This is a genomic window from Clostridium sp. DFI.5.61, from assembly GCF_024462915.1.
GTDB classification, from domain to species: Bacteria; Bacillota; Clostridia; order Oscillospirales; family Oscillospiraceae; genus Lawsonibacter; species Lawsonibacter asaccharolyticus.
The window spans coordinates 1-22,641 of record NZ_JANGBZ010000038.1; the positions used below are offsets into that span (position 1 = coordinate 1).

14 protein-coding genes and 3 riboswitches are annotated in these 22,641 nt (G+C 61.5%); of the genes, 7 read left to right on the forward strand and 7 right to left on the reverse strand.

Annotated elements, in window-relative coordinates:
- Positions 1–64: 64 nt before the first annotated feature.
- The 5 genes from NE584_RS14240 to secA form a co-directional block, all read right to left on the reverse strand.
- On the reverse strand, positions 65–892 hold the full coding sequence (locus NE584_RS14240; RefSeq protein WP_050622801.1) for a serine hydrolase: 828 nt from the start codon (positions 890–892) through the stop codon (positions 65–67).
- A 35-nt stretch (positions 893–927) separates the two neighbouring features.
- A complete protein-coding gene (locus tag NE584_RS14245) occupies positions 928–2,232 on the reverse strand; it encodes a Na+/H+ antiporter NhaC family protein (RefSeq protein WP_050622802.1) in 1,305 nt (434 codons plus the stop codon).
- A 267-nt stretch (positions 2,233–2,499) separates the two neighbouring features.
- Positions 2,500–2,835 carry a DUF3870 domain-containing protein gene (locus NE584_RS14250; RefSeq protein WP_050622803.1) on the reverse strand — a complete coding sequence of 112 codons (336 nt, stop codon included), beginning with the start codon at positions 2,833–2,835 and terminating at the stop codon, positions 2,500–2,502.
- Positions 2,836–2,999: 164 nt separating this feature from the next.
- Positions 3,000–3,368, reverse strand: a complete 369-nt coding sequence (locus NE584_RS14255) for a DUF3870 domain-containing protein (RefSeq protein ID WP_050622804.1) — start codon at positions 3,366–3,368, stop codon at positions 3,000–3,002.
- 114 nt (positions 3,369–3,482) lie between these two features.
- Complete coding sequence (gene secA / locus NE584_RS14260) at positions 3,483–6,257, reverse strand: preprotein translocase subunit SecA (RefSeq protein WP_256183076.1); 2,775 nt, start codon at positions 6,255–6,257, stop codon at positions 3,483–3,485.
- A 252-nt stretch (positions 6,258–6,509) separates the two neighbouring features.
- Positions 6,510–6,595: riboswitch (glycine riboswitch) on the forward strand.
- Positions 6,596–6,692, forward strand: a riboswitch (glycine riboswitch).
- Positions 6,693–6,810: 118 nt separating this feature from the next.
- Between secA and NE584_RS14265 the strand changes: the two genes are divergently transcribed.
- From NE584_RS14265 to NE584_RS14290, 6 genes are all read left to right on the forward strand, one after another.
- On the forward strand, positions 6,811–8,244 hold the full coding sequence (locus NE584_RS14265; protein ID WP_256183077.1) for a sodium:alanine symporter family protein: 1,434 nt from the start codon (positions 6,811–6,813) through the stop codon (positions 8,242–8,244).
- Positions 8,245–8,356: 112 nt separating this feature from the next.
- Positions 8,357–8,437, forward strand: a riboswitch (ZMP/ZTP riboswitch).
- Between the two features lie 70 nt (positions 8,438–8,507).
- The gene (gene pflA, locus NE584_RS14270; RefSeq protein WP_256183078.1) at positions 8,508–9,245 is read left to right on the forward strand and encodes a pyruvate formate-lyase-activating protein; all 738 of its coding nucleotides are present in this window, start codon (positions 8,508–8,510) and stop codon (positions 9,243–9,245) included.
- A 2-nt stretch (positions 9,246–9,247) separates the two neighbouring features.
- Positions 9,248–11,479, forward strand: a complete 2,232-nt coding sequence (gene pflB / locus NE584_RS14275; RefSeq protein WP_108981554.1) for a formate C-acetyltransferase — start codon at positions 9,248–9,250, stop codon at positions 11,477–11,479.
- A 348-nt stretch (positions 11,480–11,827) separates the two neighbouring features.
- The gene (pgeF, locus tag NE584_RS14280; RefSeq protein ID WP_256183079.1) at positions 11,828–12,637 is read left to right on the forward strand and encodes a peptidoglycan editing factor PgeF; all 810 of its coding nucleotides are present in this window, start codon (positions 11,828–11,830) and stop codon (positions 12,635–12,637) included.
- A 14-nt stretch (positions 12,638–12,651) separates the two neighbouring features.
- Complete coding sequence (locus NE584_RS14285) at positions 12,652–14,172, forward strand: ABC transporter substrate-binding protein (RefSeq protein WP_256183080.1); 1,521 nt, start codon at positions 12,652–12,654, stop codon at positions 14,170–14,172.
- A 139-nt stretch (positions 14,173–14,311) separates the two neighbouring features.
- Complete coding sequence (locus NE584_RS14290; RefSeq protein ID WP_256183081.1) at positions 14,312–18,022, forward strand: phosphoribosylformylglycinamidine synthase; 3,711 nt, start codon at positions 14,312–14,314, stop codon at positions 18,020–18,022.
- A gap of 126 nt (positions 18,023–18,148) precedes the next feature.
- On the opposite strand, the gene NE584_RS14295 is transcribed toward NE584_RS14290, so the two are convergent.
- Positions 18,149–19,429 (reverse strand): SLC13 family permease, encoded by a 1,281-nt coding sequence (locus NE584_RS14295; RefSeq protein ID WP_256183082.1) that lies wholly within the window; start codon positions 19,427–19,429, stop codon positions 18,149–18,151.
- Positions 19,430–19,532: 103 nt separating this feature from the next.
- Positions 19,533–20,969, reverse strand: coding sequence for a M20 family metallopeptidase (locus NE584_RS14300; RefSeq protein ID WP_256183083.1), 1,437 nt, complete (start codon positions 20,967–20,969; stop codon positions 19,533–19,535).
- Between the two features lie 340 nt (positions 20,970–21,309).
- Between NE584_RS14300 and NE584_RS14305 the strand changes: the two genes are divergently transcribed.
- Positions 21,310–22,611, forward strand: coding sequence for a hypothetical protein (locus NE584_RS14305; RefSeq protein ID WP_256183084.1), 1,302 nt, complete (start codon positions 21,310–21,312; stop codon positions 22,609–22,611).
- The last annotated feature ends 30 nt before the right edge of the window (positions 22,612–22,641 follow it).

Sequence of the window (22,641 nt, forward strand, 5' to 3'; positions counted from 1 at the left end):
CCCCCCCCCCCGCCCGCGCCCCCGCCCCCCCCCCCCCCGCCGCATAGGGCGCAGAGGGCGGCGGTCAGTCCCGAAGGGCCTGATACACCGCCAGGGAGACCTGGGAGATGGCGGCGATGCCCGCGCTGTCGTTCTCCAGATCCCCGGTGAACATGGCAATCAGGTAGCGGCGGCCGTCAGGCAGCTCAAAGATGCCCACGTCGTGCTGGATGCCCACCAGGTCGCCTGTCTTGTTGGCCACCAGGACCTGCCCTTCCGGGATGGCGGACTTGGAGCCGGAGTAGGAGGCAACTGCCGGCAGAAGGGCGGGCAGCTTGTTGCGGCACTGCTGAGATGCCATGATATCGAAGATGGTCTGGGAGATCTCCGGATTGACGAATTCGCCCCGGGAGATAGCAGAAAGCAGACGCCCAGTCTCCCCGGCGCACATGTAGTTGTTCTTTCCCTGCTGGATGGCTTCAAAATCCATCATTTTCCGCATCAGGGTAATATTCTGATAGCCCATCTCCCGGCAGAAGCTGTTGAACCGCTCCATTCCGATCACATCCATGATCTCATTGGTGGCGATGTTGTCGCTGAGTACGATCATCAGCTTGGCCAGATCCCGCAGGGAAGGGGTGTAATCGGTGCCCAGCTCACACAGGATGCCGGTCCCGCCCACCCGGTTGCGGGGGTCGATGGTGCGGGGGGCGTCCAGGTCCACCAGCCCCTGCTGTGCGTCCCGCATGAGAAGGGCCAGCATAGGGACCTTGATGACGCTGGCCGAGGGAAACACATGCTCCGGGTTGATGGTGAAGATCTCGCCGGACTGGCAGTCCTCCACATAGAGGCCCACCGTCCCGGCCAGTCCGGAGAGGATGCGATAGATTTCATTTTGAGGGATACGTTTCATGAGAATATGCCTCCTGTCCTATTTCCGAAAGCTAGTTACAGAATGAACGACGCCAGCACAGCGAGGATCACTGTGCCGGGTATAATGGCAAAGTACGAGAGCTTCATCATCGGCTTGATGTTGCTGGCATGGGCCAGTCCCATCTGTCCGATCATGTCCACGCCGGGATAGGCAAATGAGGTGATCTGATGACCGATGAGGACAATCATGCCCCACAGCTCCATGGAAATGCCCAGGGTCGGGAGGAAGGAGCTGAACAGGCTGTCGATCATCATGGCCTGGGCCACGGCGGCACCGTTGATGCCGAAGATGCCCACCAGCACAGTCAGCAGGGTGAAGCCCACCTTCCCGGTGGGGCCGATCAGAGGCTCCAGCAGCTGGAGAAGGGCATCAAAGGCACCGGACTGGGTGACAAAGTTCAGGAAGGGGTTAAAAATGAGGAACATGAAGAACAGCCACATCATTTTTCCGCAGCCCTCCATCATGCTGTCAAAGATGGTGCCAACGGGCATTCTGGCAAACAGACCTGTGATGATCGCAGCCACAATCATCACCAGGATCACGAAGGACGCGCCGCCATTGGTGGCGATCCCATAGATCACCATCAGAGCCATAGTGACCGCAAAGGCGATGGTGGCGCGGCGGGTGGCCGGGTCCATCTGGAAGTTCTCCGCAGCGGCCTCCCCGTCAGGGCCGAAGTTCTCCGTCCCCTGGGTCTCCTTCTGGACTTTGTTGGCGATGAGGAAGGTGCCCACCCACATGACGATGGATACGGGCAGTCCCGCACACAGCAAAAGGCGGGGATAGGAGAGCCCGGTGATGCTCATCAGGGTCACCATAGGCGGGGAGAAGGGGCTGAGGAACAGTCCGGTCTGACCGGCGCCCTGGAAGATGACGGCCAGCGCGGAGGGAGTGATGCCCACCGCAGCTACCAGCGGGATCACGATGGGGGCGATCACGGCGTTGGCACCTGCCAAAGTGCCCAGCAGGGTGACCAGCACCACGGAACAGACCATGGTGGCGATCATAGCCCGCTTCTGGGTACGGACGCCGATCTTCCGCATCAGCACATTGACGATGGCGGCGGCTACGCCTGTCTTTCTCAGCACCATGCCCAGTCCTGAGCCCAGCATGATGATGAATCCCACCAGGGCCAGGAAGGAGCCCATGGACTCGTAGATCACCGCGCCCAGGCCGTTCAGGGGCTGTTTCACCATGATTGCGCCCACAACAGCGCAGATGGACACGTTCACCAGAGGATGCATCCCTTTTTTAAATGCCAGGACGATGTACAGCAGCAGCGGAAACAGACCGCAGATAGGGGGAAGGTTGAAGATCATGGCAGCTTCTCCTTTCTTGATTCACACAGTTGTTTTTACCGGCACAGGCAGACAAGATATGCGGGGACAGGGATGGGGTCATCGCTCACATTTTCATGGCAACATTTCAACATACACCTCCCGGGGCCTGCCTCTGCCTGGAGCGTTTCCCAGGCCTATTTCTAAAAAAACAAAGGGACCCCCTTGGCTGCCAGCAGGCAATCAAACAGGTCCCTATTTATTCGGCTGTTGGAGGGGAGACCTCCAACACCATAAATAAAGAAAGATTCAGTTGTACCCGCCCCCCTGGCACTCCCTCAGGCGGGCAGCCACATCCCGTAGGATGACGGTGATAGCCCGGCGGGAGTCGCCGAAGTAGCGGCTCTGGACCCGGGAGATCATCTCCTCCAGGTCCGTGTGGAGGCTGAGACCAATGAGCAGGGACGCCAGAAAATCGCTGGTGATCTGGCAGACTGTGTCAAACTGGACATCATACACCAGGCCGCTGGAGGGGTCCACGATAAAAGAGCCAGCCAGGGCGCGGTGCACGCTGTGGATCGGGTTCTGGTTCGCCACCTTGGCCAGGCCAACGACACAGATGGCCCCCGAAGGGAAATCGGACATATACCCTCCAGCCCCCTTGGCCCGCTGGGAAGCGGAACGGATTATATGCCTGAATTATAATAAAAAAGATCGCTCTTGTCAACAGAAATTGTGCAAAAAGCAAAATCCCGTTCCCGTTCTACTGTCGTTTTTTACCAATCAGACAGAGCGAGAGAGCGCCGGCCCTACTTTCGGAGCGGCAGGGAACGGGGGCTGCGAGCCCTCATCTTGGAGTACGCATCCTTCAGACAGACAATCAGCGCCCGCTGACCCGGGCCGAAATACTGCTGCTGGATGGACAGGATGATCTCGTCCAGCTCCTGGTAAAAGTTCCGCCCCACCAGGAGGGATGCGATGTAGTCACTGTTGATGCCCAGGATGATGTTGCACTCTGCGTCCAGGATGCGTCCGCTGTCCCGGTCCAGGATCAGGACCAGGAGGAGCAGCTCACTTTCCGCCGAATTCAGCGCCGTGTTCAGCGCCCTGGACATCCCGGCTGCCAAAATTGTATTGGGGCCATAGCGGGCCCTGCGGATCAGATCTGTCTGTTCCATCTGTGCTCTCCTTTTCCTCCTGATCGTCAAAGGCTGGTACACAGCAAGGCGGCATAAGCTGTGCGCCTATGCCGCCTTGCTCCAGATACGGGTCCACTGCTTTTGTGTGGGTTCTTACTGCTGCTCGCTGTGATACTCCTTGCAGGTGCACTTTTTCCACTTCAGGCCGCTGCCGCAGGGGCAGGGGTCGTTGCGGCCGATCTTGACCGCCTTTTTTACCGGCTGCTTTTTGACCGTGCCGTCGCTGGCGCCTGACTCGCTGGTGATCTTGGCCACCCGTTCCCGTTTGATCTCCGGGGCGGGGGCATCAGGCGCCTTGCGCTGGATGCGCACCAGGAACAGGCGGCGCAGGGTCTCCTCCTGGATGGCAGCGATCATCTGCTCGAACATCTCGTAGCCTTCCTTTTTGTAGGCTACAACGGGGTCAGTCTGGGCGTAGGCCCGCAGTCCGATGCCCTGCTTGAGGTCATTCATGGCGTCGATCTGGTCCATCCAGTACTCGTCCACCACCCGCAGCATGATGACCCGCTCCAGCTCCCGCATCAGGGGCGGTGTGAATTCCTGCTCCTTGCGTTGATAGACAGCCTGGGCCTTCTCCATGACCAGATCTACCAGCCCGTCCGCAGTGTAGCCTTGCAGCTCCTCGTCTGTGAGCCGCAGTTCGTCCGGCAAAAGGAACATGGTGTGGAAGAGAGCGGTGGCCTCCCGGAACTCCTCCGCAGTCATATGCTTCTGCTCTCCCATGTGGCCGCGGATGGCGTTCTCAATGGTGCTGCGCAGCATGGACTGGATGGACTGCTGGAGGTCCTCGCCGTCCAGCACTTGGCGGCGCTGCTTGTAGATGACCTCCCGCTGGGTGTTCATCACGTCATCGTACTGGAGCACGTTTTTCCGGGTCTGGAAATTGCGGGACTCCACCTGCTTCTGTGCGTTTTCAATGGCGTTGGACAGCATTTTGGCGTCGATGGGGGTGTCCTCGTCTACCCCCAGCTTCTCCATCATGCCCATGACTCGCTCAGAGCCGAACAGGCGCATGATGTCATCCTCCAGTGAGAGGAAGAAGCGGGTCTCACCAGGGTCGCCCTGACGGCCGGCGCGGCCCCGCAGCTGGTTGTCGATGCGGCGGGACTCGTGGCGCTCGGTGCCCAGGATGAACAGGCCGCCTACAGTGCGGACCTTGTCCGCCTCCGCCCGGATCTCGTCTTTATACTTGGCCTCCGCCTCGGTGAACATCTTCCGGGCGTTGAGGATATCCTCGTTGTCCGTTTCCGCGAATCCGGTGGCCTCCGCGATAAGCTCGTCGGTCATGCCCGCTTTGCGCAGGTCAGCCTTAGCGAGGAACTCGGCGTTGCCGCCCAGCATGATGTCGGTGCCGCGGCCGGCCATGTTGGTGGCCACGGTGACGGCGCCGAACTTGCCCGCCTGGGCGACGATCTCGGCCTCCTTCTCGTGGTTCTTGGCGTTCAGGACGCTGTGGGCGATGCCCTTGCGCCGGAGCATCTCGGACAGGTGCTCCGACTTCTCGATGGACACCGTGCCCACCAGGACGGGCTGGCCCTTCTGATGGCACTCCTCGATCTGCTGCACAATGGCCCGCAGCTTGCCCGCCTCGGTCTTGTAGACTACGTCAGGCCGGTCGATCCGGGCCAGGGGTTTGTTGGTGGGGATCTCTACAATGTCCAGTTCATAGATAGTGCCGAATTCCTCCTGCTCGGTCATGGCGGTGCCCGTCATACCGGAGAGCTTGTCATAGAGGCGGAAATAGTTCTGGAAGGTGATGGTAGCCAGGGTCTTGGACTCGTTGGCAACCTCCACGTGCTCCTTGGCCTCGATAGCCTGGTGGAGCCCCTCGTTATACCGGCGGCCGAACATGAGGCGCCCGGTGAACTCGTCCACGATGATGACCTGTCCGTCCTTCACCACGTAGTCAATGTCCCTCTTCATCACGCCGTGGGCCTTGATGGCCTGGTTGATGTGGTGGGAGAGGGTGGTGTTCTCCGGGTCGGCCAGGTTCTCGATGTTGAAGGCCTGCTCAGCCTTGGCGATGCCCCGGGCGGTAAGGGTGGCGGTGCGGGCCTTCTCGTCCACCACGTAGTCAGCGTCCAGGTTGACGTCCTCTTCCTCCTTGTTGTCCACCTTGGCGATGCGCTGGCACTTCAGGCGGGAGACGAACTGGTCCACGATGGTGTAGAGCTGGGTGGACTTCTCCCCCTGGCCGGAGATGATAAGGGGGGTGCGGGCCTCGTCGATGAGGATGGAGTCCACCTCATCCACGATGGCAAAGGAGTGGCCGCGCTGGACCAGCTCGCTGGAGTAGATGGCCATGTTGTCCCGCAGGTAGTCGAAGCCGAACTCGTTGTTGGTGCCGTAGGTGATATCCGCCTGATAGGCGGCCTTCTTGGCCGGGCCCATGACCCCGTGGATGACCAGGCCCACGGTCAGGCCCATGAAGCGGTACACCTTGCCCATCCACTCGCTGTCGCGCTTTGCCAGGTAGTCGTTGACGGTGACGATGTGGACGCCCTTTCCGGCCAGGGCGTTGAGGTAAGCGGGCAGGGTGGCCACCAGGGTCTTGCCTTCACCGGTCTTCATCTCAGCGATGCGGCCCTGGTGAAGGATGATGCCGCCGATGAGCTGGACCCGGTAGGGGCGCATGCCCAGCACCCGCCAGGCCGCCTCCCGGCAGGCAGCAAAGGCCTCGGGCAGGATATCGTCCAACGTCTCACCGTTCTGGAGACGCTCCTTAAATTCGGGGGTCTTGGCCTGCAGCTGCTGGTCTGTCAGGGCCTTGTACTTCTCCTCCAGAGATTCGATCTTATCCACCAGCGGCGTGATGGCCTTGACTTCGCGCTGGGAGGAGGTCCCGAAGATTTTAGTAAATAGACTCATTGGAAAACACCTCGGATGTTGATGTTGATCCTCGATCATTGTGGAAAAAGGGCGTCCTGATGGATCGTAGCATCTCAGTATATCATACCTTTCTCCCGGAAAAAAGGCCAAACTGTAAACTTTGTCTGCGAAAATGCCCAATATCCGGGGGAGTGCCGGGGGAAAATCCGCCGGATATGTATAAATGTACGCCAGTGGTTGACATTTGACCGCGGCTGTGTTAAGGTATTGCTCGAAAACAAAATAGGACAGACGAAGCGCGCAGGAAAACAGCTATGGCTTGCCGAAGGAGTAACACTCTCAGGTGTCCCTGCCGGGACGAGGACTGCGCGTGGATGTGACTCTGGAGAAGCTCGACGATCGGGTGCCGAAGGTGCAAGACGGAAGCGGGGACGCTTTCGCCAATCTCTCAGGCAAAAGGACAGAGACGATGAACTGCCTTGCCGCAGTCCAGGAACGGACCGCGGCGAGGGAGTTTTTCCTCGCCCTATGCGACGGACCGCGGAGCCTGCTCCACGGTCCATTTTTTGTCCCAAAGGAGAGAGAAAACACTATGTTGGAATCCTTAGAAGCCACGCTCTATCCCATCGTTGTAAACATCAACAACTACCTGTCCAGCTACATCCTGGTCTTCCTGCTCATTGCGGTGGGCCTGTGGTACTCCATCCGGACCCGCTTCGTTCAGGTGCGCTGCTTCGGCGAGGGCATGCGGAAGGTATTCGGCAACCTGACCCTGCGGGGCAAAAAGCATGCCAGCGGCATGAGCTCCTTCCAGGCCCTGGCCACCGCCATCGCCGCTCAGGTGGGCACCGGCAACATCGTGGGCTCCGCCGGAGCCATCCTCACCGGCGGACCGGGGGCCATCTTCTGGATGTGGATCATCGCCTTCTTCGGCATGGCCACCATCTACGCTGAGGCCACTCTGGCCATCAAGACCCGCAGGGTAGACCAGGAGGGCAATATTCACGGCGGACCGGTGTACTACATCACCACCGCCTTCCAGGGCGCTTTCGGCAAGTTCCTGGCTGGTTTCTTCGCCGTGGCCATCACCCTGGCCCTGGGCTTCATGGGCTGCATGGTCCAGTCCAACTCCATCGGCTCCACATTCCAGACCGCTTTCGGCGTCCCATCCTGGGTGGTGGGCATCGTGCTGGTGGTCATCTGCGCCATCATCTTCCTGGGCGGCGTACAGCGTCTGGCCTCTGTCACGGAGAAGATCGTCCCTGTCATGGCGGCCATCTTCCTGCTGGGCGGCCTGGTGGTGCTTATCGCCCGTATCCAGTACCTCCCTGCCACCATTTCCATGATCTTCCAGTACGCCTTCCAGCCACAGGCCATCATCGGCGGCGGCTTCGGCGCCGCCCTGAAGACCGCTATCAGCCAGGGCGCCAAGCGGGGCCTGTTCTCCAACGAGGCCGGCATGGGCTCCACCCCCCACGCCCACGCCCAGGCCAATGTGACCGACCCCCACGATCAGGGCGTGGTGGCCATGGTCGGCGTGTTCATCGACACCTTCGTGGTCCTCACCCTGAACGCACTGGTCATCATTTCCACCCTTTACACCGCCGACGGCCCTCTGGCTGGCGGCTACGTGGGCGGGGTGACTGAGGTTCTGGACAAGACCAACCTGGCGCAGACCGCCTTCGGCACTGTGATGGGGGCCGGGCTGGGCGCCAAGTTCGTGGCCATCTGCCTGTTTTTCTTCGCCTTCTCCACCGTGCTGGGGTGGAACCTGTTTGGTAAGATCAACGTGATCTACCTGTTTGGAAAGAAGTCCCCCAAGCTGTGCACCACTATTTATACCGTGGTCGCCCTCATCTTCATTTTCCTGGGCACCACGATGTCCAACGACCTGGTGTGGGAGCTGACCGATATGTTCAACAACCTGATGGTCATCCCCAACGCCATCGCCCTGTTTGCCCTGACCAGCGTGGTAGTCAGGGTGGCCCGGCGGGAGGACCCGGACAGCACCCCCCTGCGCCGGTGAGCCGGCGGCCGCAAGATACAGGAACTCCTTCCCCCGGCCCAGCTGATTTGTGGAAAAAGTAGAAACGGGGACCCGCCTCTTGACAGGAGGCGGGTCTCTGCTGTATTGTGGATGTGGATCATATGACTGACGGAAGTGGAGTGAAACCACAGGGAGTATGATCGTCACCATGCCGACCGTCTGGGCGCTGAAGGGGCCCGGAGGGGCGGCTTTTTTGCGCCCTTTTTTGCCCCGCCATCACAGAAAAGCAAGGAGGAAACAGGATGACGGGATATATCCACTCCATGGAGAGCATGGGGCTGGTGGACGGTCCAGGGGTGCGCGCAGTGGTCTTTCTCCAGGGCTGCCCCCTGCGGTGCCGCTACTGTCACAACCCCGACACCCAGTGCGGGGGCGGCCGGCCGGTGGAGGACGGCACGCTGGTCCGCAGGCTGCTGCGCTTCCGCAGTTACTTTGACCGCTCCGGCGGGGGCGTGACCTTCTCCGGCGGCGAGCCTCTGGCCCAGCCGGACTTTCTGCTGGCGTGCCTCAGGCGGCTGAAGGCGGAGGGTGTCCATACCTGTCTGGACACCTCGGGAGCCGGAAGGGGAATTTATGGGGAGATCCTGGCCCACACCGACCTGGCGCTCTATGATGTGAAGCACCATGAGCCGGCGGGCTACAAGGCAGTCACCGGCGGGGACATGGCCGCCACCCTGGACTTTGTAGAAGCAGTGCGCCGGGCGGGCACCCCCATGTGGGTCCGCCACGTGGTGGTCCCCGGCCTCACCGACAGCCGGGCCCACCTGGAGGGACTGCGGGCCTATGTGGACACCCTGCCCCATGTGGAGCGTGTAGAGCTGCTGCCCTTCCACAAGCTGGGGGCCCACAAGTATGAGGCTCTGGAACGGACCGACCCTCTGGCAGGTACACCCCCAATGGACCGGGATCTGTGCCGGCGGCTGGAGCGGGAATTTTTTGCTCCCTACACCACAACTGCGGAGAAAGGAAGAGCGGTATGAAGATGGAAAATCAGGCATGGAAGGGCTTTCATGGCGGCGAGTGGCAGCGCAGCATCGATGTGCGCTCCTTTATTCAGAAGAACTGGACCCCCTACGAGGGAGACGGCAGCTTTCTTACCGGCCCCACACGGCGCACCCGGGCGGTGTGGGAGCGGTGTGAGGACCTGCTGCGCCAGGAGCTGCGGAAGGGCGTGCTGGATGTGGAGACCCACATCGTCTCCGGAATCGACAGCTTTGCCCCCGGCTATATCGACCGGGAGAACGAGGTCATCGTGGGCCTTCAGACCGACGCGCCCCTCAAGCGCATCGTCAACCTGTACGGCGGAACCCGGATGGCCCGGTCCGCCCTGGAGCAGTACGGCTATCGCCTGGACCCGGAGATCGAGGACCACTTCTCCCAGTACCGCAAGACCCACAACGAGGGGGTCTTTGACGCTTACCCGGAGCGCACCCGGAAGGCCCGCCACGCCGGCCTGCTCACCGGCCTGCCGGACGCCTACGGCCGGGGGAGGATCATCGGGGACTACCGCCGGGTTGCCCTGTACGGCATCGACCGGTTGGTGGAGGAAAAAAGACGGGACCTGGACGCCCTGGACGGCCCCATGGACGAGGAGCGCATCCGCCTGCGGGAGGAGGTCTCGGAGCAGATCCGGGCCCTGGAGGAGATGAAAAAGATGGCCGCACGGTATGGGGTGGACCTGTCCCGCCCCTCCGCCACTGCCCGGGAGGCGGTGCAGGCGGTCTACCTGGCCTATCTGGCAGGGATCAAGGAGAACAACGGGGCCGCCACCTCCCTGGGCCGCACCTCCACCTTCCTGGACATCTACCTCCAGCGGGACCTGGAGGCAGGGGTCATCACCGAGGAGGAGGCCCAGGAGCTGATCGACCAGTTCATCATCAAGCTGCGGCTGGTCCGCCACCTGCGTACGCCGGAGTACAACGAGCTCTTCGGCGGGGACCCCACCTGGGTCACCGAGGCCATCGGCGGCATGTCTATTGACGGGCGCACCCTGGTGACCCGAACCTCCTTCCGCTATCTCCACACCCTGGGCAACCTGGGCAGCGCCCCGGAGCCCAACCTCACCGTGCTGTGGTCGGAGCACCTCCCCGCCCCCTTCAAGGCCTTCTGTGCCAAAATGTCCATCCTCACCGACTCCATCCAATACGAAAATGACGACGTGATGCGCCCGGTGTATGGGGATGACTACGCCATCTCCTGCTGTGTGTCCGCCATGGCGGTGGGCAAACAGATGCAGTTCTTCGGCGCCCGGTGCAACATCGCCAAATGCCTGCTGTACGCCATCAACGGCGGCGTGGACGAGCGCACCGGTGAGACGGTGGTCCCCGGCATCCGTCCCATCCTGGACGAAGTGCTCTCCTATGAAGCGGTCCGGGCCAACTATGAGCAGGTGCTCTCCTATGCCGCGGAGCTGTATGCGGACACGGTGAACATCATCCACTACATGCACGACAAATACGCCTATGAAGCCAGCCAGATGGCCCTCCATGACACTCAGGTGGAGCGGCTCACCGCCTTCGGCATTGCCGGCCTCTCCGTGGCCGCCGACTCCCTTTCCGCCATCCGCTATGCCTCCGTCCGGCCGGTACGGAATGAGGCCGGGGTGGCGGTGGAATTTGAGACGGAGGGGGATTTCCCAAAATACGGAAACGACGACGACCGGGCGGATGACGAGGCGGTGTTCGTGGTGCGGACCTTCATCCGGGAACTGAAAAAACACCCCCTCTACCGGGGAGCGAAGCACACCCTGTCCGCCTTGACCATCACCTCCAACGTGATGTACGGGAAAAAGACAGGCTCCACCCCCGATGGGCGCAAGCTGGGAGAGCCCCTGGCCCCCGGCGCCAACCCCATGCACGGCCGGGACGAGAACGGGGCCCTGGCCAGCCTGAACTCGGTGGCCAAGATCCCCTATCGGAACGTGTGCCAGGACGGGGTCTCCAACACCTTCTCCATCGTTCCCCACGCCCTGGGGAGGGACCAGGGGGAGCGGGAGGCCAATCTGGTGGCCATTCTGGACGGCTACTTCTGCCAGGGGGCCCACCACCTGAACGTGAACGTGATGGACCGGGCCACCCTGGAGGACGCCATGGAACACCCGGAGAAATATCCCAGTCTCACCATCCGTGTCTCGGGCTACGCGGTCAACTTCAACCGCCTGTCCCGAGAGCAGCAGGAGGAGGTCATCAAGCGCACCTTCCACTGCGCCCTGTGAGCCAGAGAGCCCCGGCGGTGACACCGCCGGGGCTCAAGTACTTTTGAGCGGCCGCACAGGCCGGCCGCCGGAAAGATGCTTTGCAGAGGTCCATAGGAGGCGACCGCCCCACAGGGGCACAGGGGCCTGCAGGGTGATATTCCTTCCGGCCCCTGTGCAGGGCGCCCGCTTCCGGCTGCGGGGCAGGTCCCGGGCAGCAGCACGCCGGAGCGCCCCATTGGGAAAAGCGCCCGCCCCGCCAGGAAAACGTGCCCTCTTTTCTCCCTTGTAACGGGTTGTCAGACGGAGGATTTTAGGATACAATAAAGTGCTAAGGTCTTTACATCTCGGCAAAGGAGGGGCACACCTATGGAGGTCACCCTGCGCACCTGTCAGAGCGTCCCGTTTTACGCCTGTGGCGGCTTTGATCCATCCGTCTGCGCCCATGGCTTCTCCACCCGGCTGGGCGGCGTCTCTCCCGCTCCCTGGGACAGCCTGAACCTGGGTGCTAACCGGGGGGACGCCCCGGAACGGGTGGCGGAGAATTTCCGCCGCTTCTGCTCTGCGGCGGGGGCCGACCCCGCCGCCCTGGTGAAGAACCATCAGGTCCACGGGGATCTGGTGCGGCCCGTCACCCTGAGAGATGTGATGTCCAGCTCCGCTGAGCCCGGCGTGTATGAGGCGGACGGCCTTATCACGGACGAGCCCGGCCTGTGCCTGACCATCTTTTCCGCCGACTGCATCCCCGTGCTGCTGCTGGACCCGGTGCGCCGCTGCGCTGCTGCTGTCCACGCCGGCTGGCGGGGGACCGCCCTGGGCATCGCAGCCCGGGCCGCCCTCCGGATGCGGGAGGACTACGGCTGCCGCCCGGAACATATCCGGGCCGCCATCGGGCCTGGGATCTCCCCCTGCTGCTTTTTGACCCGCGACGACGTGCCTGGTGCCCTCCGGGATGGGCTGGGCAGTCAGGCGGAGACCTGCATACGCCCGGCGGAGGACGGGCGCTGGCACGTGGACCTGAAGGGGGCCAACGCCCTCTGGCTCCGCCGTGCGGGGCTCTCACCGGAGCACATCGCCCTCTGCCCGGACTGCACCGCCTGCCGCACCGACCGCTTCTGGTCTCATCGGGTGATGGGGGAGCGGCGGGGCAGCATGGCCGCCATTATCCAACTTTTATGACTGTGAGGTTCCCCATGGGTCGTCGGCGTATTTTCCTGCTGCTTCTCAGCGCGGCGCTGGCCCTGTCCCTTGCCGGCTGCGGCCAGGCGGAGCCCCCTTCCGCCTCCGGCACGGACTTCTCCTCTGCGGCGAAGGAGGAGCAGGCCATCCCCGCCTCTATCCCCTTTACCCTCGCCTTTTACCCCGAGTACACGCTCCACCCCGCCCGGGCGGCCAACCGGGCAAATCTGACTCTGGGCTCCCTGCTCTATGAGGGGCTCTTCTCGGTGGACGCCTCTTTTCAGGCCCAGCCCCTGCTGTGCAGCGGTTACACCGTCAGCGAGGACGGGCTGACCTGGACCTTCACCCTGCGGGAGGGGATCACCTTTTCCGATGGCACCCCCCTGACGGGGACGGTTGCCGCCCAGGCCCTCCGGGACGCTATGGCGCCGGACTCCCACTACGCCCAGCGGCTGGGGGGCGTGCGGTCGGTGGCCGCCGGAGAGGGGACGGTGACCGTCACTCTTTCCACCCCCAACGGGGCGCTGCCGGTTCTGCTGGACATCCCCATTGCCCTGGGAGACGGGGACCGCCCCCTGGGGACCGGCCCCTATGTGCTGACGGAGGAGGCAACAGGGGAGACCGTCCTCACTGCCCGCTCCGGCTGGTGGCAGGGCAGGTCCCTCCCATTCCAGACCATCCATTTAGCCTCGGTGGGGCAGGCGGACGACCTGATCTCCTCCTTTGACGCCGGGGACATCACCCTGCTGGATGCCGACCTCACTGGCACCAACAGCCTGGGCTACTCCGGCAGTTATGAGGCATGGGATTACAGCACCACCAATCTGATCTATCTGGGCTTCAACACCCAGCGGGGACCTTTCCGCTCCGCCCAGCTGCGGCGTGCCCTGTCCCGGGGCATCGACCGGCGATCCATTGCGGAGATCTCCTTTGCCCACCACGCCGTCCCCACAGCGCTGCCCATCCACCCTGACAGCCCGCTGTACCACCAACTGCTGTCAGACTCCGCGGACTACTCCCCCGACGATCTGGTGAAGGGTCTGGAAGGGCAGCAGCTGGGCAGCGACGGGCTGGTCTTTCTGGTGAACAGCGAGAACAGCAGCAAGGTGGCCGCCGCCCAGCGCATTGTGGACCAGCTCTCAGGGGCCGGAGTGTCCATCTCTCTGGAGCGCCTTTCCTGGACCGACTATCTGGCCGCCCTGGAGCGGGGGGACTTTGATCTGTATCTGGCGGAGGTGCGCCTCACCGCCGACTTCGATCTGACTCAGCTGGTGGGAACGAGGGGCGGCCTGAATTACGGCGGCTGGTCCGACCCGTCCACCGACGGCCTGCTATCCGCCTTCCGGGCCGCGGGCGCGGAGTTGCGCTCCTCTGCCGCCGCCTCACTGTGCTCCCACCTGATTCAGAACGCCCCCATCGTCCCCATCTGCTTCAAAAACGGCTCCGTGCTGACCCAATGGGGACGGCTGAGCGGACTGGACCCAGTGCGGGACAACGTGTTCCATGGGCTGGAGAACTGGGTCCTGGACCCCTGACCGCCCGCTCCAGCGTGGGAGGTCCACCGCCTTTCCCATCCTGAACTATCCACAAAGGTTTCCCTTGCGCGCCCCCGCTCCCCCGGGGGCGGGACACACAGACGGATCGAAACATAAAAAATAATATATATCTGGAGGAATGGACATGAGCGTACTGCGCTGTTATTCACAGAAAAAGACCGGATTCGATGTGGAGGCCCAGGGGCTGCTGGGTGCTCTGCGGGACCAGCTGGGCATCCGCGGCCTGGAGTCTGTGGTCATTCTGAACCGCTACGACGCCGACCAGATCGACCCCGCGATCTATGAGCAGGCCAAGGGCATCGTCTTCTCCGAGCCCCAGGTGGATGCGGTGTATGACGAGACTTTCCCCGTCCCCGAGTATCCCCACCGCATCCTGGCGGTGGAGGCCCTGCCAGGGCAGTTCGACCAGCGGGCCGACTCCGCCGCCCAGTGCATCCAGCTCATGGCCGGGGTGGACCGCCCCCTGATCGCCTACGCCAAGGTGTACCTGCTGGGCGGCCGGCTCACTGAGGAGGAGCTGGACAAGATCCGCCGCTACCTCATCAACCCGGTAGAGAGCCGGGAGGCCTCCATGGACAAGCCGGCCACCCTGGTCCGCACTCACGAGGCCCCCGACCGTGTGGCCGTGATCCAGGGCTTTACCGCCCTGGACGAGCCTGGACTGGCCGGCCTGCTCTCCCAGCTGGGGCTGGCCATGGACCTGGACGACCTGAAGTTCCTCCAAGCCTATTTCCGGGATGAGGAGAAGCGGGACCCCACCATCACGGAGGTCCGTGTGGTGGATACCTACTGGTCTGACCACTGCCGCCATACCACCTTTTCCACCCACATCGACCGGGTGGAGATCCTGGACCCCGCGGTGGACTCCGCCTACCGCCGCTACCTCACCGCCCGAGCGGAGGTGTACGGACCGGAGAAGGCCGCGGCCCGGCCCCAGACCCTGATGGACCTGGCCACCATCGGAGCCAAGGTGCTGAAAAAGCGGGGCTTGCTCCAGAACCTGGACCAGTCGGAGGAGATCAACGCCTGTTCCATCCACGTCACCGCCACGGTGGACGGGGAGGCGCAGGACTGGCTGCTCATGTTCAAGAACGAGACCCACAACCACCCCACCGAGATCGAACCCTTCGGCGGCGCGGCCACCTGCATCGGCGGCTGCATCCGGGACCCGCTTTCCGGCCGGGCCTATGTGTATCAGGCTCTGCGCCTGACCGGGTGCGGTGACCCCCGCGCCCCCTATGACCGGACCATGGAGGGCAAGCTGCCCCAGCGCAAGCTGGCCACCACCGCCGCCGCCGGCTACTCTTCCTACGGCAACCAGATCGGCCTGGCCACCGGCCATGTGGCCGAGGTGTACCACGACGGCTATGTGGCCAAGCACCTGGAGGTGGGCGCCGTGGTGGGCGCCGCGCCGGCCTCCAACGTGGTGCGGGAGCGTCCTGCCCCCGGGGACGTGGTCGTCCTGCTGGGCGGCCGCACCGGCCGGGACGGCATCGGCGGAGCCACCGGCTCCTCCAAGAGCCACAACAAGGCTTCCCTCACCACCATGGCCAGCGAGGTCCAGAAGGGCAACGCCCCCGAGGAGCGGAAGATCCAGCGCCTCTTCCGGGACAGCCAGGTCACCCGCATGATCAAGCGGTGCAACGACTTCGGCGCCGGCGGCGTCTCCGTGGCTATCGGCGAGCTGGCCGCCGGCCTGCGCATCGACTTGGACGCGGTACGCAAGAAGTATGACGGCCTGGACGGCACCGAACTGGCCATCTCTGAGAGCCAGGAGCGCATGGCAGTGGTGGTGGCCCCGGAGGACGCGGACCGCTTCATCGCCGCCGCTCAGGCGGAAAACCTGGAGGCATACCCCGTGGCGGTGGTCACGGAGAGCCCCAGGATGGTGATGACCTGGAAGGGCCAGACCATCGCCGACCTGTCCCGGGCTTTCCTGGACACCAACGGGGCGGACAAGCACACCTCTGTCACCGTACCCGACCGCTCCGCCGCCCAGCGGCAGCCCTCCCCCCGGTTCCAGGACCTGCGGGACATGGCCTCCAGCCTGAAGTGCGCCTCCCGCCGGGGACTGACCGAGCGGTTTGACGGCTCCATCGGCGCCGCCTCCGTGCTCATGCCCTTCGGCGGGAGCACCCAGCGCACCCCGGCCCAGTCTATGGCCGCCCTGCTGCCCGTGCTGCCCGGCCAGAGCACCGACCTGTGCTCCGTGATGGCCTGGGGCTTCGACCCAGACACCATGGTCCGCGACCCCTTCACCGGTGCGGCTGCCTCAGTGGTGGACTCTATGGCCAAGCTGGTGGCCGCCGGCTGTGACCGCCGCCAGGCCTACCTCACTTTCCAGGAGTATTTTGAGAAGCTTCGGGACGAGCCCCTGCGCTGGGGCAAGCCCTTCTCTGCCCTGCTGGGGGCCATGGACGCCCAGCTGGGGCTAGATGTGGCTGCCATCGGCGGCAAGGATTCCATGTCTGGCTCCTTCCTGGATCTGGACGTGCCCCCCACGCTGATCTCCTTCGCCATCGCCCCCGCCAAGGCCGGGGAAGTGCTTACGCCCGAATTCAAGGGGGCGGGGCACCCGGTGTATCTGCTGCCCGGCTTCCCCTCCTATGGGGAGCTGAAGACTGCCTGGGACTCCTTCCACCAGTTGTGCCGCCAGGGCAAGGTGAAGGCCGCCTGGGCGGTGGAGGCCGGCGGCGTGGCCGAGGCGGTGATGAAGATGTCCTTCGGCAACTCCATCGGCTTCCAGGCCGATGTGGATGCCGCCGCTCCCTGGTACGGCCCCTGCTCCGGCGCCATCGTGTTTGAGCTGGAAGGGGAGGAGTTCCTCCCCGGCATGGCCTGGCGCATCGGCACCACCACCCAGGAGCCGGTCATTACCATCGGGGAGGACACCGCCTCCGTTGCCGAGCTGCTGGAGCGGAACGAAGGGGTGCTGGAGCAGGTGTATCCCACCCGGGCGGGAAAGACGGAAAAAGTGGAGGCCATCTCCTGCGGGGAGCGAGCCCCCATCGTCTGCCAGAGCCGGACGGCCCGGCCCCGGGCGGTCATCCCTGTCTTCCCCGGCACCAACTGCGAATATGACACCGCCCAGGCATGCCTGCGGGCGGGCATCCAGCCCGAGATCGTGGTGGTCCGCAACCTGTCCACCGACCTGCTGGCCCAGTCCGCTCAGGCCCTTGAAGAGGCCATCCGCCGCAGCCAGATGGTGGTCCTGCCCGGCGGCTTCTCCGGCGGCGACGAGCCCGACGGCTCCGGCAAGTTCATCGCCTCCTTCCTGCGCAACCCCCGGCTGACCGATGCGATCCATGACCTGCTTCGGGACCGGGACGGCCTGATGCTGGGCATCTGCAACGGCTTCCAGGCCCTCATCAAGCTGGGGCTGGTCCCATACGGGGAGATCCGCCCCATGGACGATCAGTGCCCCACTCTGACCTACAACCTGATCGGCCGGCACCAGAGCCGGTACGTCACCACCCGGGTGGCCTCGGTCCGTTCCCCCTGGATGCTGAAGTCCCAGGTGGGCGACCTGCACGCCATCCCCATCTCCCACGGCGAGGGCCGCTTTGTGGCCTCCGACGAGATGGTCTGCCGTCTGATCCAGAACGGCCAGGTGGCCACCCAGTATGTGGACGGGGCGGGCGTCCCCTCCCTGGACATCGACGTCAACCCCAACGGCTCCATCATGTCCATCGAGGGCATCTTCTCCCCGGACGGCCGGGTGTTCGGCAAGATGGGGCACTCGGAGCGGTACGGCGACTTTGTGGGCCGGAACATTCCCGGAGATAAGCACCAGCCGCTGTTCGAGTCCGGTGCGGAATATTTCAAGTAAACACATCTTTCAGGGGCCTGGGATGTGGCGCACCGCATCTCAGGTCTTTTGACAAACTAAAAAATTCCCGCACGGGATACCGTGCGGGAATTTTTATGAGCACACAGGCAGGTTGGAGCAGCCTGTTCAGATAGGGAACATGGTCATGGTCGCCAACACGCTGACCACACCACGGACCACGGCGGGCACCATGCCGGCCTTGAAGATGGTCTTTAGATTGTAGCCGCCGGCGGTCATCGCCAAGGGAACAACGCCTGTGGCCATAGGGGTGACCAGGGAGGACATTGAGGCAATGTTGCACAGGATGATGGGGCCGATGGGATCGACATTCATGGTCACGCAGGTCATGATAGCCAGGGGATAGAGCACTTGGGTCACCGCCCGGTTATAGAGGAAAGAGGTCATCAGCCATGCCACGATATAGAAGGCTGCGCCAATGATATAGCCGTTGGTGGTGTTGCCCAGGAGCGAGGCCAGGGCGCTTCCCATCAGCTCGGCGGCACCAGTGCCGCCCAGGGCGGTCCCCAGGACAGAAACGCCCACGTAAAGCATGATAGTGTCCATATTCAGATTGTCAATGGCTTCCTGCTCGGTGAGCACGCCAGTGGCCACTACCACGAGAGCACCAATCATGGTCACTTCCCAGGCGGGGAGGATCCCGGTCATCAGACCCAGGATCACAACAACAAAGACACCGTAGCCCAGCATCTCACGCACGGGGTCCAGAGGCTCTTTCTGCTTCATGGCGCGGCGTTTGATCTCACCGATCTCCACGTCGGGCTGGTCAGGCAGAAGCTTGGGGACAAGAAATACGGAGACCAGGATAGTGAAGATGCCGGTTATCACCAGAACAGGGGTGTCGGTCCAAATTGTAAAGGCGGTATCGTACCAGCCATAGGACTCAAGATAACCGTTGTACATCACATAGTCAGCGGCGTAGGGGCCAATGGGAATGACCAGAAAGCTACAGGATACCGAAGCGATGGCCACCGGGAACATCATTTTAGAGGGGCTGATGTTCATCTTCTCGCAGGTGTTCTTGACCATAGGGGTAACCATTACAAAGGTAGCGATGATACTAGGTACGAACTGGCCCAGTATCGTGGTGGCTATCACATAGGTCATCAGTACTTTTGTAAAGGAACCGCTGGTGGCTTTCAGCAGGGCGTTGGACATCTTGTTAATCATCTGCGTCCTGGCTAAGCCTGCTGCTACAATATACATAGATGCCATCGTGATAACGGTGGTGCTCCCGAAGGTGGCCAGGGCACTATTAGCGTCAATACACCCAGTAATGATCAGCAGCACCATCGCAATCAGTGCGCTAAACGCCATAGGTATCTTACGCGACAAGAACAGGATGACCATTATGGCAAAAATCGCCAGACAAATGTACATTTGCTCCATTGTAGCTGTTTCCTCCTCAACTTTTTCGTTTTTACACAGTCTTGCCCAAACACTCCCCTATTGTGCTTTCCATACCGCCTCCTCTCCTATGGCCGGGTCTGGATTATATTATCCTCGGCTTAATGCCGACGGGGATTGGCGGGTCGTAGCTGCGTCCGCCCGTCCTCTCCTGGAACTCTTTCTTCGCTTGCTCGATAATCGCGGGAGCCTCCAGTGCATCGATAGCAGAGGCAGCCATCACCTTAGCTGCATAAAGCATCCCTTTGTGGGCCATGGCGCTCTTCCCCACGGCCACCATCTGCCAGGAGTGCATAGGGGTCCCCGCCGGCATGGTAGTCGTGCTGATCTGTGCCACCGGGCAGTTCCAGCTCACGTCACCTACATCCGAGGAAACAAAGCCCTGCCTTTCCCGAGCCATGGGCAATACCACACTGTGCAGGGGATTGGCACAGTCCGTCAATGCGGTCCGCCGCTGTTCCGGGTCTTGTATCTCCTCTACTAAGTCCTCGAAGTATCTGCCCCGCTCCTCGAGGGAGTCGACGATCCTGGCCGCCAGATCCATGTCCTGTTGGTCAAAGAAATCGGAAGGTATCTCTTCCAGATTTTTTTGCATCACCTTCAGTAGAGTCGTGTTCAGCACAGTGTTGGAACAGGCTTTTATGAACTCAATCTCCACAGTGGTCTCCGTCATCATAGCTGCCCCCTGGGCGACCTTGTTGACCCGCTCATAGAGCTCTTTCACCTGATACAGCTTGGGAGCACGCATGAGGTAGAGCCCCTCGGCATAGGGCTGGACCACGCCCGGAGCCTTTCCACCGGTGTCAGTGATGGCGTAGTGGATACGGGTCTCCGGGGGAACGTGCTCCCTCAGAAACTGGATCCCCACGTTCATCAGCTCCAGGGCGTCCAGAGCGCTGCGCCCCAACTCGGGGGACATGGCGGCGTGGGCCGAAACGCCCCGAAAGTGATAGCATATCTGATAGTTGGCCATAGTACTCTCTGTGGACACACTGTTCGTCTCATCTGGATGCCAGCTGAAGGCAACGTCCACCCCATCAAACACTCCGTCGCGCGCCATAAAGCCCTTTCCAGAGCCTCCCTCCTCAGCAGGGCATCCGAAGAACTTCACTGTACCCGACAAGCCGTTATCCTGCAAATACTGTTTTACTCCGATGGCGGCGGCCAGTGAGCCAACCCCCAGCAGATTGTGTCCACAGCCGTGGCCCGGTCCATCCTCCTGCATAGCCTGCTTTTCCGTACAGCCCGCTTGTTGGCTCAGTCCAGGCAGGGCGTCAAACTCGCCCAGAAAAGCGATTACAGGTCCATCCTGACCGTAGGTCCCTGAAAAGGCAGTAGCAATCCCCGCAAGGTCTCGCTCTACCCGGAACCCCTGTTCCTCCAGCGTGCGGCAGAATAGATCGGCGGCAAAGTGTTCGTGGAACCCCGTCTCCGGGTGGTCCCAGATAGCATCGCTCATGGCACACAAAAGCTCCTTATGTTCTTCAATGGCCTGGAGCGCCCGCTCCTTTTCCAATCTCATAATTGTTCCGACTCCTCCTTGAAATCTTCTTTTATTTTCAGACATTTAAAATTTTAATTTTATTATTTTTGGTCATATTTCGGAAATTTAAATTTAGTATATAGTTTCCTTATTGTATTAGTCAAGTGTAACTTCAATTTTTTACGTTATATTTCACTTTTTGACGGTTTTTAGCTCCTCGATTTTGTGCTATTCGCTGAAAATGGCAGGGGTATTTTTTGCTTTAAGCTGCTTCTCCATTTTCGGACATATTTTTCGCCACCTGTTCTTGTATTTTCTCATCGCTTTGTTTATAATGATAATCACATATATTTTTCCACAAGGAAGGGGCTGTATCAGGATGCACTCATTTGGTATCTTTACCAGCAGGTTGTCTCTGGAGCGAGTCATGGATATCGACTCCGAGCTGACCCGCTATGGGATGGTTACCTATCTACCCTATACCTCTCCCGATCACCTGAAGTTTTTGTATGAACAAAACCGAGATCGCTTCGACGCCTTTTTGTTCGGCGGCTCATATCCCTTTGAGATTATCACTGGCACCTTTGGCCCCATTCAAAAGCCCTGTGCCTATTTCAATGTTTCAGACCGGGACTATTACAAGATGATTGCCTGTCTAGCTGTCCAGGAACCCAATCTGGATTTTCAGCGTGTATATTTTGATATCCCAGATATGCCCGTAGATTTCCGCTCTATTTTTCAGCGAGAGAACATCCCCCTTTTGAGTGAGGCCCCCATTGACTGGGACTCCCTCGACCCATACGACTGGGATGCTCCCGTAAAAGAATACTATTTGCATCTTTGGAATAGTGGAAAGGTGGACCTAATCGTGACCCGCTTTGCCAGTCTGGCTGACTATCTCAGCGATCACCATATCCGCTATCTGTATCTCTCCCCTTCCCCCGAATCCATGCTGGAGACCTTCCGCGGTCTGGTCATGCAGCTGCGCACCCAGTCTATGCATGATTCCGCCGCCTGCCTGGGGCTGATCCGTTCCATCATGCCCCTGTCCAAGGAACAGTGGGCCGCACTGGGGGACCGTCTTCAGGCCTGCAACAAACAATTCGGCACCCCCTTCCTCATCTATGAGCACGGGGAGCACTATGAGATCACCACCAATATTTCAGTCCTGAAAGACCTCACGCAGCAGTACACCATCTGTCCTGTGACTGCCTTTCTGGAGGCGGGACTGGATTTTCCCATCTGTACCGCCTGGGGCTGTGCCGGCAACGTAGTGGATGCCCACCGAAACGCCCAGCGGGCGCTGAAAGAGGCGCTGCTGTGCAAGGGCTCCGCCGCCTTTATCGTGATGGAGGACAACACCATCATCGGCCCGCTCTCCAGCGTCCGCCGCATTTCCTATACCGATGCGCCCGATGAAAAGCGGCTGGAGCTCAGCCGCCGTCTCTCCATCTCCCCCCTCTATTTGAGTAAGATCGTCTCCGTCCTTACCCAGAAAGGAAACGACACTCTCTCTGCGGAGGAGCTATCCTTCTATCTGGATATCACCCCTCGCAGTGCTCTCCGGATTCTATCCAAGCTGGAGGCCGGCGGCTACGCCTCTGTACAGTTCCGGCGGCAGCTCAACTTGAGAGGCCGCCCGGCCAAGATCTATCAGATCCACATCCAGGACCTGACCTGACGCCCCCAAACCTGTCTCATCCGCAGGAGG